This window comes from Wenzhouxiangella marina (genome assembly GCF_001187785.1).
In the GTDB taxonomy this organism is placed as follows: domain Bacteria; phylum Pseudomonadota; class Gammaproteobacteria; order Xanthomonadales; family Wenzhouxiangellaceae; genus Wenzhouxiangella; species Wenzhouxiangella marina.
Window position 1 is genome coordinate 2,446,064 of sequence record NZ_CP012154.1, and the last position, 12,787, is coordinate 2,458,850.

The 12,787-nt window shown below is 64.7% G+C and carries 12 protein-coding genes; 3 read left to right on the forward strand and 9 right to left on the reverse strand.

The features are described 5' to 3' along the window. Positions 1 to 10: 10 nt before the first annotated feature. Complete coding sequence (gene ffh, locus WM2015_RS10450; RefSeq protein WP_049727059.1) at positions 11 to 1,378, reverse strand: signal recognition particle protein; 1,368 nt, start codon at positions 1,376 to 1,378, stop codon at positions 11 to 13. A gap of 129 nt (positions 1,379 to 1,507) precedes the next feature. On the opposite strand from ffh, the gene WM2015_RS10455 reads away from it, so the two are divergent. Together WM2015_RS10455 and WM2015_RS10460 are read left to right on the forward strand one after the other, a co-directional pair. Continuing rightward, complete coding sequence (locus WM2015_RS10455) at positions 1,508 to 2,368, forward strand: cytochrome C assembly family protein (protein ID WP_049725991.1); 861 nt, start codon at positions 1,508 to 1,510, stop codon at positions 2,366 to 2,368. Then, the gene (locus WM2015_RS10460; protein ID WP_049725992.1) at positions 2,365 to 3,627 is read left to right on the forward strand and encodes an HlyC/CorC family transporter; all 1,263 of its coding nucleotides are present in this window, start codon (positions 2,365 to 2,367) and stop codon (positions 3,625 to 3,627) included. The genes WM2015_RS10455 and WM2015_RS10460 overlap by 4 nt, the downstream gene beginning before the upstream one ends. An 80-nt stretch (positions 3,628 to 3,707) precedes the next feature. Here WM2015_RS10460 and WM2015_RS10465 read toward each other — a convergent pair whose 3' ends face one another. Next, entirely contained in the window at positions 3,708 to 5,756 is a 2,049-nt protein-coding gene (locus WM2015_RS10465) for a hypothetical protein (protein WP_049725993.1), read from the reverse strand. Between the two features lie 38 nt (positions 5,757 to 5,794). Here WM2015_RS10465 and WM2015_RS10470 point away from each other — a divergent pair, with 38 nt between their 5' ends. Further along, positions 5,795 to 6,523, forward strand: a complete 729-nt coding sequence (locus WM2015_RS10470) for a response regulator (protein WP_169751152.1) — start codon at positions 5,795 to 5,797, stop codon at positions 6,521 to 6,523. On the opposite strand, the gene pdxJ is transcribed toward WM2015_RS10470, so the two are convergent. The 7 genes from pdxJ to lepA form a co-directional block, all read right to left on the reverse strand. Continuing rightward, the gene (gene pdxJ / locus WM2015_RS10475; protein ID WP_049725995.1) at positions 6,506 to 7,252 is read right to left on the reverse strand and encodes a pyridoxine 5'-phosphate synthase; all 747 of its coding nucleotides are present in this window, start codon (positions 7,250 to 7,252) and stop codon (positions 6,506 to 6,508) included. The two genes, WM2015_RS10470 and pdxJ, sit on opposite strands and share 18 nt — an antisense overlap. Further along, the gene (gene recO, locus WM2015_RS10480; RefSeq protein ID WP_049725996.1) at positions 7,249 to 7,977 is read right to left on the reverse strand and encodes a DNA repair protein RecO; all 729 of its coding nucleotides are present in this window, start codon (positions 7,975 to 7,977) and stop codon (positions 7,249 to 7,251) included. Before recO ends, pdxJ begins: the two co-directional genes overlap by 4 nt. Then, complete coding sequence (era, locus tag WM2015_RS10485; RefSeq protein ID WP_049725997.1) at positions 7,977 to 8,864, reverse strand: GTPase Era; 888 nt, start codon at positions 8,862 to 8,864, stop codon at positions 7,977 to 7,979. Before era ends, recO begins: the two co-directional genes overlap by 1 nt. Next, entirely contained in the window at positions 8,861 to 9,586 is a 726-nt protein-coding gene (gene rnc / locus WM2015_RS10490; RefSeq protein WP_049725998.1) for a ribonuclease III, read from the reverse strand. Before rnc ends, era begins: the two co-directional genes overlap by 4 nt. A gap of 40 nt (positions 9,587 to 9,626) precedes the next feature. Further along, positions 9,627 to 10,019 (reverse strand): DUF4845 domain-containing protein, encoded by a 393-nt coding sequence (locus tag WM2015_RS10495; RefSeq protein ID WP_049725999.1) that lies wholly within the window; start codon positions 10,017 to 10,019, stop codon positions 9,627 to 9,629. Between the two features lie 68 nt (positions 10,020 to 10,087). Beyond that, positions 10,088 to 10,876: a signal peptidase I gene (gene lepB, locus WM2015_RS10500; protein WP_049726000.1), complete on the reverse strand. Its 789-nt coding sequence runs from the start codon at positions 10,874 to 10,876 to the stop codon at positions 10,088 to 10,090. Between the two features lie 14 nt (positions 10,877 to 10,890). Continuing rightward, positions 10,891 to 12,696, reverse strand: coding sequence for a translation elongation factor 4 (lepA, locus tag WM2015_RS10505; RefSeq protein WP_049726001.1), 1,806 nt, complete (start codon positions 12,694 to 12,696; stop codon positions 10,891 to 10,893). Positions 12,697 to 12,787 lie beyond the last annotated feature (91 nt).

Sequence of the window (12,787 nt, forward strand, 5' to 3'; positions counted from 1 at the left end):
TCGACGGAGCCTACATGCCCGGGAAGCCGCCCCCGGGGCCACCGGGCAGGCGCTTCATCAGCTTGGAGATGGCGCCCTTGCTGCCCACCTTCTTCATCATCTTCTGCATCTGCTTGTGCTGCTTGATCAGACGATTGACGTCCTGGATCTGCACGCCGGAGCCGGCCGCGATCCGGCGCTTGCGCGAGCCCTTGATGATGTCGGGGAAGCGCCGTTCGTTCGGCGTCATCGAGTTGATGATCGCGATCATGCGGCGGGTCTGCTTGTTGTCCATCTGGGCCCGGGCCGCTTCGGGCAGCTTGTTCATGCCCGGCAGCTTGTCCATCAGGGAGCTCAGACCGCCCATGTTCTCCATCTGCAGCAGCTGATCACGCAGATCATCCATGCCGAAGCGGCGTGAGCCCTTGCCGACCTTGGCGGCCAGCTTGCGCGCCTGCTTCTGATCGACCTTGCGCTCGACCTCTTCGACCAGGCTGAGCACGTCGCCCATGCCCAGGATCCGCGAGGCGAGACGGTCCGGATAGAAGGGTTCGAGGCCGTCGATCTTCTCGCCGGTCCCGAGGAACTTGATCGGCGCCCCGGTGATCTGGCGCACGGACAGCGCCGCACCGCCACGGGCGTCACCGTCGGTCTTGGTCAGGACCACACCGCTCAGGGGCAGGGCGTCGTTGAAGGCGCGCGCCGTATTCGCCGCATCCTGACCGGTCATGGAATCGACCACGAACAGGACCTCGGCCGGATCGATGGCGGCATGGACGCGCTTGATCTCGTCCATCATCGCATCGTCGATGGCCAGGCGACCGGCGGTATCGACGATCAGCACGTCGGCAAACTGCTTGCGTGCCTCGCTGACCGCTTCCCGAGCGATGGCCTCGGCGTCGTCGGTCCGCTCGGAGCGGAAGAAGCCGGCGCCCACCTGCCCGGCCAGAGTCTCGAGCTGATCGATCGCCGCGGGACGATAGATGTCGCAGCTGGCCAACAGCACCTTCTTCCTGTGCCGGTCCTTGAGCAGATTGGCCAGCTTTCCGGCCGTGGTGGTCTTGCCCGCGCCCTGCAGACCCGCGAGCAGGATCACCACCGGCGGCGCGGAATCGAGCTTCAATTCGGCCTGATCGCCCCCCAGGACTCGCTTGAGCTCCTCGTGCACGACCTTGACCAGGGCCTGGCCGGGCTTGAGGCTGCCGACGACTTCCTGGCCAACCGCTCGATCGGTCGCCTGCTTGATGAAGTCCTTGACCACCGGCAAGGCCACATCGGCTTCCAGCAGGGCGATGCGCACCTCGCGCATGGCCTCGCGAATATTGTCTTCAGTCAGCTTTCCCCGGCCCCGAAGGCGCTCCAGGGAACCGGTCAGGCGTTGGCTCAGTTGATCGAACATCGGATTCTCGGTATCTCGGGTCTGGACGCTGCCGGCGCTCGAATTCACGCTCGCCGGTGGTCTTGGGCTGAATCAGGCGAAACATTATACTGATCGGGTGTTCGACTCCACAGCAGCAGGCCGCAATTCGTGCAGTTTTCGTCCCTGATCCCCGTTCTCGGCAGTCTGGCCTACCTGGCTGCCGGCCTGCTCCTGGCACTGGGGTTCGTCAACGCTCGACCCCGCCTGCGCGCGGTGGCCGTCGCCCTGGCGGTCCTGGGCGGCGCGGCCCACGCCCTGCTTCTCTGGCAGAGTCTGCGGGTCGGCGGCGGGCTCAACCTCAACATGCTCGATGTCCTGTCGCTCACGGCCTGGATGATCGTGCTCGTCCTGCTGCTGTCCTGGCTTCGCCATGGCCCGGCCGAGACCGGCATCGTGGTCTTTCCGGGCGCGGCGGTCTGTCTGTTGCTGATGGCGCTCGTGCCAGCCGAGCCGCTGATACTGGCCGAACTGACGCCGGCGCTCCGGCTGCACGTCTACAGCTCCCTGATCGCCTACAGTCTGCTGAGCATTGCCGCCCTGAATGCCCTGTTGCTGGCCGTCCAGGACAGCCTGCTGCGCCACCCGAAGCGCATTCGCCAGCTCGAGATGCTGCCACCGCTCAATAGCCTGGAGACCCTGCTGTTCCGATTGGTTGCCGCTGGCTGGCTGGTGCTGACCCTCAGCCTGATCACCGGCTTCATGTTCGTCGACAATCTGTTCGCCCAGCACCTGGTGCACAAGACGGCCCTGTCCGTGCTCTCCTGGCTGCTGTTCGCGCTGCTGCTGGCCGGCCGCTGGTGGTTCGGCTGGCGCGGGCGACGCGCGATCCGCTTCACGCTCGCCGCCATGTTCGTGCTGGTCCTGGCCTACTTCGGCAGCAAGCTGGTGCTCGAAGTACTGCTCGACCGATCCTGGTCCCAGCCAACGCCAACGGCAGCCATGGCGGAGGCGATCCGGACGCCTCGATGAGCGAGCTGCCTCTCTCGGCGCTGTTCGCGCTGCTCGGCCTGTTGATCGTGCTCTCGGCCTTCTTCTCCAGCTCGGAGACCGGCCTGGTCGCACTCAATCGCTATCGGCTCCGCCATCAGGCCGACGGCGGCCACCGCGGCGCCCGCCTGGCCCAGGCCCTGCTCGGCCAGCCGGACCGGATGTTCGGCCTGATCCTCCTCGGCAACAATCTGGTCAACATCCTGGCCGCCTCCATCGGCACGGTGATCGCCATTCGCCTGTTCGGTGAGGCCGGCATCTGGATCTCGACCCTGGTATTGACCGCCGTGGTACTGATCTTCGCGGAACTGGCCCCGAAGACCGTGGCGGCACTGCATCCGGACCGCATTGCCTATCCGGCCAGCTACATCCTCACCCCGCTGCTCAAGCTGCTCTACCCGGTGGTCTGGGTGATCAATCTGGCCGCCTCCGGCCTGCTGCGTCCCTTCGGCATCCGCCGTGGCACGGGCCACAGCGACGCCCTCAGCCGCGAAGAATTGCGCTCGCTCGTAAAGGAAGGCGGTGGGCGCCATATCTCGATGGACCACCAGCAGATGCTGATCAACATCCTGGATCTGGAGCACGGCCGCGTCGATGACGTGATGGTCCCCCGCCAGGACATCGTCGGTCTCGACCTGGACGCGGACTGGGACGAGATCGTGCAGACCCTGACCCAGAGTCTGTTCACGCGTCTGCCGGTCTGGCGCGGCGACCTCGACAACATCGTCGGTCTCCTGCACATCCGCACCGTCGTCACCCAGCTGGCGCAGAACCGTCTCGACATGGCCTCACTGATGCGCGCCATCCGCAAGCCCTACTTCATCCCGGAAGGCACGGCCCTGACCCAGCAGCTGCTCGAGTTCCAGAGCCGCGAGCGGCGCATGGGCCTGGTGGTCGACGAGTACGGCGACATCCAGGGCCTGGTGACCCTCGACGACATCCTCGAAGAAATCGTCGGCGAGTACACCACCGAGGGCGGCAGCCGTCAGCGTCGCGTCCGTCAGCAGGAGAACGGCACCTGGATCATCGATGGCGCGGCCACGGTGCGCATGCTCAACCGCCGCCTCGACTGGGATCTGCCCACCTCGGGTGCCAAGACCATCAACGGCCTGCTGCTGGAAGAGCTCGAGTCGATTCCCGAAGGACGGACCAGTCTGCGGATCGGGGAGCAGCTGTTCACCATCGTCGATCTGGACGGCTCGCGGATCCGCAAGGTCATGGTCCGCTCCGCCGAGGATTGAGCACCATCCCCGATGCCGTGGCAGCCGCTCAGGATCAGAGCGGCTGATCCATCACCGCCAATCGTGGGCCCTGGCTCCGATCAGCGTCCACGCGTGGCGGCACGCAGTTGAGCGAGCAGCTGAGGCCAGTCGACCAGGCGTCGATGGCCAATGATGTCCAGGCGCGGAACGCCCCTGCCCTCGACGATGTAGAAGCCACCGGATTCGTGCGGCGCCACGCCATCGACGTGGCAGATGTTGTTGGACAGACGGCAGGCCAGGCCCGCCCGCCGGTAGGGAAAATCCTCGAAGACGCGCAGCACCGTGCCGCTGAGCAGGGCCCCGCCGACCCCACCGCCCAGGCTGGACAGGTTGTCGACGGCACGCTGGCTGATCCGTCGCCGTGGCGCATCCTCGTGCGTATAGATTCGGGTGTTCATGGCGACCGGGCGCCAGTCGAGGAGCCGCAGATCACGCATCCAGCCCGAGACCTGGCCCTCCATGCGGCCGAAATTGAAGGCACCGGTCAGCTCCAGCAGATCGAGGCGATCGAAACGGACTTGGGCGGCCAGCGCCGGTAGCGTGCCGAAGGGCCGCTCGACGACCAGCTCATCCAGACGGATGCGCCCCTCGAATGCCTCGATATCGATGCCCCCGGTGAAGGCCAGTCGTTCGCGACCGACTCTGATGCCCGGGAACGCGCCGGCCAGGGTGCCACCGAAGGAGGGAAAACCGAGCAGGGCCGTCAGACGCACGAGATCGATCGGCTCGATGCGTGCATCGAGTTCGATCCCCCGCTCCTCCAGTCGATCATTGAGTTTCAGACGGTCGATGACCAGTGCCCCGTCGAGCAGCGGCAGTCGAAACGGCTCGCTGAGCGATAGCCCGCTTCGGTCGCTGGCGGCCCGCAGACGGCCCGGACCGAAGGGCAGGCCCAGCAGTTCCAACCCGGCGAGTTCCAGTGCCAGGTCCGCGACTCCCTGATCGAATTCTAGCACGCCGGACAAGCCAGCCAGACCGAAGCGACCATCGGGTTCCTGGAAGCCAACCTGCGCCAGCCGGGCCGTCAGTCCAGTCAAGCCCTCCTGTTCCAGTCGAAGACCGGCCTCGACGCGCCCCTGGGCCTCGAGCCCGGCGAATCCAGCCGCTGCCGCATGCCCCTCGAACCAGCGCGGCCAGGCCCGGGCCAGATCGAGTTCGATCCGTTCCGCCTCGAGCGAGGCCAGCCGCCATCCTGATTCATCACGCTCCGCCCATCCAACCGCCCGGAGCGACAGGATCTCGGGATCATCGAGGGAAAGGCGGCGGATCTCGATACGGTCCGCCGCACGCGACGCCAGTTCGATCTCCAGCTCCAGCGGCGCCTCGGGGGGCGGCAGATAGAGCGCATCGGCCAACAGCTCTCCGCCGGATTGCGTCAACCGAGTCTCGAGCGCCCATCCCGACGCATCCAGTTGGCCTTCCAGTTCGATCGCGGCAAGGAGCCCGGCACCGGCCAGGCGACCCTCGAAACCATCGAAATCCAGAGCGGCGACCCTGAAGCTTCCCTGCAGGCGACCATCGATCCAGCTCGCCTGGCCATCGATGCGCCCGTCCAGCAAGTCCAGACCGGGCAGCCAGGCCCTGAGCTCGGGCAAACGCGCAAGAATCAGTTCGTCGAGCTCCAGATTCAGGCTGGCAGCCTCTGCCTCGGGCTTCGACCAACGCAAGGCCAGGCCCAGGCTCTCCAGCTCGATGTCCAGGCTCGGCCGAGTCACTTCGGGATCGAAGCGAAAGGCGCCGCTCAGGGCACCCTGATCCGGCCGCTGCCAGACGAACTGTCCAGCCAGACAGGGAAGCCCCGAGGCCGCACCGGAATTCAATGGGCATTCGATTTCAAGGGTACCCAGCGCCAGATCCGCCCGGCTTTCGAACGCCAGCCTCAGGCCATCGACCTGGGCACTCCAGGTGCCATCTGCAGACCCAGGATCTAGGTAGGCAAGGCTCAACGTCTCCCAGTGAAGCGAACCCGCATTGCCCGCGCCACTGTCGACAAGCAACTCGGCCGAACGCGCCTGGCCGGCACCCGCCAGCAGGACGAACAGCAGCATCAGCGACAGGCAGACTTGGCCAGGGAGCCAGGAGTCGCTATAGTTGCCATGTGATTTCATGCGCCGATCATTCTCTGCCCGAATCGCTTCGCATCCTGGTGGTTGACGATCACGAGGTCAATCGCGAGTTCCTGCAGCATGGACTGAAGGACCGCCTTGCAAGGGTCGATGCCGCGAGCTCGGCCGCCGAGGCGGTCGAACGCTGCCGCCGAAGCGAGTATGACCTGATCCTGATGGATCTGCACATGCCAGGACGCAATGGCCTGGACGCTGCCCGCTCGATCCGCGAACTCGATCATCCGTCGGCAGGAGCGGAGATCCTTTTTCTGACCGCAGACGCTCGTCGGGAAGAGCGGCAACGTCTGGCCGAGGCCGGATTCGATCACTGCCTGAGCAAACCCGTTGGTCTCGACGAACTTCTCGAGGCGATGGCCTGCCTGCATGAAGACGGGCGTCTACCGAAACCGCGCCGGGACGAGGACGGCATGCGTCCGGCTCTGCTTGCCACCGGCGACGCCCTGCACTCCCCTTCCGCGCATGGATCGCGAGCCCGCCAGTTGCGGCATCGCTTCGGCCGCGAACTCGAAAAAGGTTTGAGCGAATTGGAGCAGCAGCTGTTCGCGGGGCAATCCGCTCGCGCTCGGGCACGGCTGCACCAGTGGTCGGGTGCCGCCGGCTTCGTCGGCGCGATGGCGCTCGGGCAAGCCTGTCGGGAGCTGCACCGAGCGCTGGGCAGCCGGGATCGCTTCAGCGTCGGTCAAGCCTGGCTGAACTTCAACCGAACTGCCAGGGCGACCACGGCACTCCTCCTACGGACGGCTGACTGAGCAGTCACGCGCTGCACGCATCAGCCGCTTCATTTCCCGGACCGCCGCGGGCAGCCCCACCATGACGGCTCGCGATACGATCGAGTGGCCGATATTGAGCTCTTCGATGCCTGCGATTTCAGCGATGGCCTCGACGTTGTGATAGTTGAGTCCATGCCCGGCGTTGATCGCCAGCCCGAGCGCGCGCCCGTGCTCGACGGCCTCGACGATCCGTGCCAGCTCCCGTGCCTGATCCGCACCCCGGGTGTCTGCATAGCGGCCGGTGTGCAGCTCCACGACCGGCGCTCCGCAATCCCGGGCCGCGTCGAGCTGGGCAGGATCCGGGTCGATGAACAGACTGGCGCGGCAGCCCGCTTCGGACAGACGCTGACAGGCCTCGGCCACGCGCGAGCTCGAAGCACGAACATCCAGGCCACCCTCGGTGGTGAGTTCTTCCCGGCGCTCCGGAACCAGACAGACGTCGCTGGGCCGAATCCGCTCGGCCTTGGCGAGCATTTCATCGGTGACCGCCAGCTCCAGATTCATCCGCGTCGTGATCAACTCCGCCAGCAATTCGACGTCACGATCCTGGATGTGGCGCCGGTCTTCGCGAAGATGGATGGTGATAGCGTCCGCCCCCGCCTCCTCGGCCAGCGCCGCCGCCTGGACCAGCGAGGGGTATTGACCGCGCCGGGCCTGGCGAAGGGTGGCCACATGATCGATATTCACACCGAGCAGCAATCGGCTCATCTTGAGTCTCCAGTTGTCGTACGGCGCTGGCCGCCGCGCAGCAGTTCGCGGGTCTTGAGTGAGCGCCCACCGAGCTGGTGGTCGATCAGCCAGCGCGTGAGAAGACGCGCCTCCCGCCGGATCTCGGCATCGGCCTGATCGATCTCACCGGCCAGGAAAAGCGCGGCTTGTCCGTGAACCACAGCCGCACCCTCCCTTTCGACCGGCACCAGGCCGGTTTCCGGCAGCACATGATACAGGCCCTCCGGAACGATCGCCGCGCCGTCAGTCGCGTTGCAGGCCAGATCAGGCAACACGCCGAGACTGGCCAGCAGCTCGCACTCGAAGCGACGCAGGGCCCGGGCCTGACGGTCCGGATCGAGCAGGCAGGTCAGCGCCCTGCCGTAGGCTTCGAACAGGTCCGGCATGGGCTCATCACGATCGAGAAGGACCAGCAGGAGTTCATTCAGATAGAGCCCGCACCACAAGGCCTGTCCGCTCAGTGGAATTCGCGCACTCGAAGGCTCGAGCGCCGTCAGGGTGCCCAGCTCGCCGCGCCGGCTCCAGGCAGCCTGCAGCGGACAGAAGGGTTCGACCATGCCCCGCCAGGGCGACCGTGCACCGCGAGCAGCGCGGGCGACCAGGCCGATCCGACCGTGGTCCCGGGTGAACAGTTCGACCAATAGGCTGGACTCGCGCCAGGCCTTGCGATGCAGCACCCAGCAGGCCTGATCATCAACGCGCATCAGCGCGAATAACCGAGCTCGTCGAGCTGCCCCTCATCGTCGATCCAGCCCTTGCGGGTACGCACGTGCAGGTTCAGGTGCACTCGCTCGCCAAGCAGTTCGCCGATCGCCGCACGGGCCCGGGATCCCACTCGCTTCAGCACCTGACCCTGCCGGCCGATGACCATCCCCTTGTGGCGATCCTCCGAGACCACGATCAGGGCATCGATCTCGATCCGGGTCCCGGTGCGCTCGAAGCGCTCGACGATCACGCTCAGGCCATAGGGGATTTCCTGGTGCAGCTGCAGCATGAGCTGCTCCCGGACCATTTCGGCCGCCAGGAAGCGTTCCGAGCGGTCGGTGAACTGATCTTCGGGATAGGCCGGCTCGCCTTCCGGGAGCGCCTTGAAGACCTCGCTGAGCAGGTCTTCCACACCATCGTTCCTGAGCGCCGAGACGTAGACGACGGCTTTGAAGTCCGCCCCCGCGACCCAGCGCTCGGTCAGCTTCAGCAACTCGGCACGATCCTTGAGCAGATCGATCTTGTTGATCACCAGAATGGACTGGCCCTCGTGCTGGGCGACCTGGGCCAGGGCCAGGTCATCCTCGTCGGTCTGGCGCGTCGCATCGATCACCAGCACCAGCACGTCCACGCCGCGACTGGTATCGGCGGCAATCCGGTTGAGGCGCCGATTGAGTGCGTGGTCTCGTCGACGATGCAAGCCAGGGGTGTCCACGAATACGATCTGACCGCGCGCCTCGCTGTGGATCCCCATGATGCGATGCCGCGTGGTCTGGGGTTTATGGGTCACGATGGCCAGGGGCGCATCGACGATGCGGTTGAGCAAGGTCGATTTGCCGACGTTCGGCCGTCCGATCAGGGCCGCATGCCCGAACCTGCGACTCACGATGACCCTCCCTCTTGCCGACCGGTATCGGAATGCGCCCTCACCATGCCGAAACGTTCCAGCAGATTCTGGTGCATGATGCGGGCCGCTGCCTGCTCGGCCTTCCGCCGACTGCCGGCCTCGGCCCGGACGGGCGGTGCCAATTCACCGACTCGGCATTCGACTTCGAATCGCTTGGCGTGGTCGGCCCCGGATTCCTTCAACACTTCATACTCCGGCAAGTCATGTCCCTGGCCCTGCAACAACTCCTGCAGTCGAGTCTTGGGGTCCTTCAGGCGGTCGGCCTCGGGAAGTTCACGTTCGCGCTTTTCAAGCAGGGATCGAACGACTCGGCGAGCCTCTTCGAAACCACCATCGAGAAACACCGCTCCGATCAGGGCCTCGACGACGTCCGCCAGAATTGACTCCCGCAGATAGCCGCCGCTCTTCATCTCGCCCTGCCCCAGGCGCAGATGCGTGCCGAGGTCGAGGTCCTGAGCGATCTCTGCCAGGGTCCGGTCCCGGACCAGACGCGACCGCAGTCGGCTGAGGTCACCTTCGGCGGCGTGCGGCCGTCGTTCGAAGAGCAGCTCGGCCGCGACCAGATTCAGCAGGCTGTCACCAAGGAATTCCAGCCGTTCGTAGTGACCGGGGCCGTGACTCCGGTGAGTCAGGGCCCGGGTCAGCAGGTCCGGGTCGGAAAACTCATGATCGATTCCCGGCAGACGACTCGGCCGGGGCACTAGCGATTCACGCGATACATCGGGCCACCCCAGAAAACGCCTAGTTTCTCAGAGGGTGGACACTACGGAATTTCACGATGGCATCGATGTTACCGATCAGATGCGTCTCGACCTCGTATTCGACCACCAGGGCCGGGGGCGGCCCGCGCTCGATCGTCACGTGCTGCGCGGTCACGTGTTCGACATAGCTCACTTGAAGCCGAGTGATCAGGTCACGCCGTATCGAATTGGGGGGCTGGTTGGCCGCACCGGGCTCGTCGGCGACGGCCTTGATTTCGCTGACCACGGACATGTGGTTCAGGTAGATCGGCACCAGCTTGATCCCGATGTAGACGGCGAACAGCACGAAGACCAGAAGAAAGATGAATCCGATCAGACTCATGCCTTGCTGGGCACGGGCCTGAACGGCTGGATGATGGGTGGACATGGTCATCAATTCTCCCTCGAGAGCAATCCCAAAGCGCCCTTGACGCCGCCAACGGCGCCACAGGACCCGACAATTTACTCGATCTTATCACCGATCCGGTCGAACACCACGCATCCACGGCTGCAATCCCAGTGCATCCAGATCCGGGTGGCCTTGCCGACCAGGTGATCCTCGGGCACGAAGCCCCAGGCGCGCGAGTCTGACGAGGCATCCCGGTTGTCACCCATCACGAAGTAGTGGCCTTCCGGCACGGTCCAGCTCTGCTGGCCGCGCTGCACGGTCTGCGGATTGACCAGGATCGGATGACTCACCTCGCCAAGCTGCTCGATACGCCGCAGGGGCCGTTCCCCGGGACGGTTGCGGTTGATCCCCTCACCGATCCAGACCCCGTCCTGCTCCTGCAGCATGGGCTCGCCGTTGATGAACAGCATCTTGTTTCGATAGGTAATGGTGTCGCCGGGCAGACCGATGACTCGCTTGATGAAATTGGTACGGCCGTCGACCGGATAACGAAACACCACCACATCACCGCGTTCCGGTTCACCCGTGCTCAGGAACTCGGTGTTCAGCACCGGAAGGCGAAGGCCGTAGGCGAACTTGTTGACCACGATGAAGTCACCGATCAGCAAGGACGGCACCATCGAGGCCGAGGGAATCTTGAACGGCTCGAACAAGAAGGAGCGAAAGATCAGCACCACCAGCAGGATCGGAAAGAACGAACCCACCACTTCGACCGGCTTGCCTGCACCCGTGGCCGACTGGTTCTTCCCCCGCCGGCGGCGGAAGAAGAACCTGTCGAGCGCCCAGAGCACTCCGGTCGCCAGCGTCAGAAGGGTCAGAATCAGGGCGTAGTCGATGTACATGTCACTTCTCGTTCTTATTTATCGTTGTCTGTTCTCAGCACGGCCAGGAAGGCCTCCTGGGGAATTTCCACCCGGCCGACCTGCTTCATGCGACGCTTGCCTGCTTTCTGCTTTTCCAGCAGCTTGCGCTTTCGCGTGATGTCGCCGCCGTAGCACTTGGCCGTGACGTTCTTGCGATACGCCTTGACTGTCGAGCGAGCGATGATGTGCGAGCCGATGGCCGCCTGAATGGCGATATCGAACATCTGACGCGGGATCAGCTCGCGCATGCGTTCGGCAAGCTCGCGACCCCGACGATCGGCGAATTCACGGTGAACGATCACACTCAGGGCATCGACCCGCTCCCCGTTGATCATCAGATCGAGCCGAACGAAGGGACCGGCCTGATAGCGAACGAAATCGTATTCGAAGGACGCGAAGCCCCGACTGCAGGACTTGAGTTTGTCGAAGAAATCCATCACCACTTCGGACATCGGCAGCTCGTAGCTCAGCTGCACCTGTCCGCCGAGAAAACGCATGTCCTTCTGGGCCCCACGCTTCTCTTCACACAAGCCGATGACCGCACCGACGTAGTCCTGGGGAACGAGGATATTGGCCAGGATGATCGGCTCGCGGATCTCGGAGATCTTGTTGATCGGCGGCATGCCGGCGGGATTGTCGAGCTGGAGGATCTCGCCATCGGTCATCGCCAGCTCGTAGACCACGGTCGGTGCCGTCGTGATCAGATCGAGATCATACTCTCGCTCGAGACGCTCCTGAACGATCTCCATGTGCAGCATGCCAAGGAAGCCGCAGCGGAAACCGAAGCCCAGGGCCACCGAGGTTTCCGGCTCGAACTGCAGGGCGGAGTCGTTCAGCTGGAGCTTGTCCAGCGCCTCGCGCAGATCCGGATAGTCGCTGGAATCGACCGGGAAGATGCCGGCGAACACGCGCGGCTTGAGCGGCTTGAAGCCGGGCAGCGGCGCCTCGGCCGGCGCGCGGGAATGAGTGATCGTGTCGCCGACCGGCGCTCCGTGGACTTCCTTGATGCCAGCCGCGACGAATCCGACCTGGCCGCAGCCCAGGGTCTGCGTGGCGGTCCGCTTGGGCGTGAAGACGCCGATCTGATCGGCCTGATGCTCTTCACCCGTGGACATGATCCGGATCTTGTCGCCCTTGTTCAGGCGCCCCTGCTTGATACGGACCAGGGAGTTCACGCCGAGATAATTGTCGAACCAGGAATCGACGATCAGCGCCTGCAATGGCCCGTCGCCCCGATCCTCGGGCGGCGGAATGCGCTTGACCAGCGCCTCGAGCACTTCGCGGATCCCCAGGCCGGTCTTGGCGCTGACCTCGAGGGCGTCGCTGGCATCGATGCCGATGATGTCCTCGATCTGATGCTTGACCCGCTCCGGATCGGCCGCCGGCAGATCGATCTTGTTGATCACCGGAATCACTTCCAGACCCTGTTCCACGGCGGTGTAGCAATTGGCCACGCTCTGCGCCTCGACCCCCTGCGCCGCATCGACCACCAGCAAGGCGCCTTCACAGGCCGCCAGCGACCGCGACACCTCGTAGGAGAAGTCGACGTGCCCGGGCGTGTCGATGAAATTGAGCTGGTAGGTCTCGCCATCCTCAGCCGTGTAGTTCAAGGTCACGCTCTGAGCCTTGATGGTGATCCCGCGCTCGCGCTCGATATCCATCGAATCAAGCACTTGGGCAGCCATTTCGCGATCGCTCAGGCCACCACAGACCTGGATGAAACGATCGGCCAGCGTGGACTTGCCGTGATCCACGTGCGCGATGATCGAAAAGTTACGGATACGGCGTGTGTCGGTCATTCAGGTCGGTGCTACGGGCTGGGCGCCTGGATCAGGTCGCGTGGGCTGGCATCAAGGGCCTCGGGCCGGGGCTGGAAGGCCCCATGACTCG

What these genes read in the sequence shown, in the direction of transcription:
- ffh (WP_049727059.1), bottom strand. Translation starts at nt 1,378, where the DNA reads ATGTTCGATCAACTGAGCCAACGCCTGACCGGTTCCCTGGAGCGCCTT.
- WM2015_RS10460 (WP_049725992.1), top strand. Translation starts at nt 2,365, where the DNA reads ATGAGCGAGCTGCCTCTCTCGGCGCTGTTCGCGCTGCTCGGCCTGTTG.
- WM2015_RS10465 (WP_049725993.1), bottom strand. Translation starts at nt 5,756, where the DNA reads ATGAAATCACATGGCAACTATAGCGACTCCTGGCTCCCTGGCCAAGTC.
- pdxJ (WP_049725995.1), bottom strand. Translation starts at nt 7,252, where the DNA reads ATGAGCCGATTGCTGCTCGGTGTGAATATCGATCATGTGGCCACCCTT.
- recO (WP_049725996.1), bottom strand. Translation starts at nt 7,977, where the DNA reads ATGCGCGTTGATGATCAGGCCTGCTGGGTGCTGCATCGCAAGGCCTGG.
- WM2015_RS10495 (WP_049725999.1), bottom strand. Translation starts at nt 10,019, where the DNA reads ATGACCATGTCCACCCATCATCCAGCCGTTCAGGCCCGTGCCCAGCAA.
- lepB (WP_049726000.1), bottom strand. Translation starts at nt 10,876, where the DNA reads ATGTACATCGACTACGCCCTGATTCTGACCCTTCTGACGCTGGCGACC.
- lepA (WP_049726001.1), bottom strand. Translation starts at nt 12,696, where the DNA reads ATGACCGACACACGCCGTATCCGTAACTTTTCGATCATCGCGCACGTG.